Genomic DNA, 840 nt, shown 5'->3' on the forward strand with positions numbered 1-840 from the left:
GATCAGCACGGCGGCCGCCTCGCGCATCGCCTCGCCATCGAGCGGGCGGAACACCCAGCCGGCGGCGCCTGACTCGATCGCCGCCCGAACGCGCGACTCGAGCAGCAGGTAGGCGTAGCGGCGGCCCTGCGCGCTGTTGCGGGCATGGAAGTCGTCGGGCACGGGCCGGCACCACTGCACCGCGATGTCGGAGGGCAGGAAGCGGTTGGTGCCGCGCATCCAGGATTCGGTTTCGCGCGCCACCGGTGCGTGCAGGTGCACGACCTGGTTCAGCGCATGCACGCCGGCATCGGTGCGGCCGGCGCACATCGTGCGAACGGGCGTGGCCGCGAATTGCGACAACGCCCGTTCGAGATGGTCCTGGATCGTCTGCCCGCCCGGCTGGCTCTGCCAGCCGCGGTAGGCCTGGCCCTGGTAGCTGATACCGAGGGCCAGCTTGGGCTCGTTCACCCCAGGTCGCTGAGCATGGCCTGGGCGCGCGTCTTGGTGGCGCCGCTCGCCTTGGCGATCACTTCCTGCAGCAGGTCGCGGGCGCCTTCCATGTCACCGATCTGGCGGAATTCTTCGGCCAGTTCGAGCTTGCGCGCGATCGGGTCGGAGCCGTCGTCCGGGGCGTCGCCCAGGTCGATGTCACCGAACTCGTTGCTCAAGGCGGGCGCTGCCGCGGCGGCGCGCGGGGCGGCCGGCGCGGGGATCGTCGAATCGCCAAGGTCCAGCGAGATGCTGGACAGGTCGAAATCCATCGGTGCGCTGGCCGGCGCGCTGCGTGCGGGGGCCGGCGCCGCGCGAGGCGGCGGGGGCGGCGGATCCAGCGGCAGGTCGAAGCTCATGTCGTCCAGC

2 protein-coding genes are annotated in these 840 nt (G+C 71.9%); both read right to left on the minus strand.

Features of this window, described 5'->3' with window-relative positions; translation table 11 throughout:
• On the minus strand, window positions 1-450 hold a 450-nt coding region (locus AC1D01_RS36970; protein ID WP_477874824.1), incomplete at its 3' end, for a tRNA pseudouridine synthase A.
• Window positions 447-840: FimV/HubP family polar landmark protein (locus tag AC1D01_RS36975; protein ID WP_477874826.1), on the minus strand; the 394-nt coding region annotated here is incomplete at its 5' end. The genes AC1D01_RS36970 and AC1D01_RS36975, both read right to left, overlap by 4 nt.

The organism is Rhizobacter sp. P3_B12 (assembly GCF_056402895.1).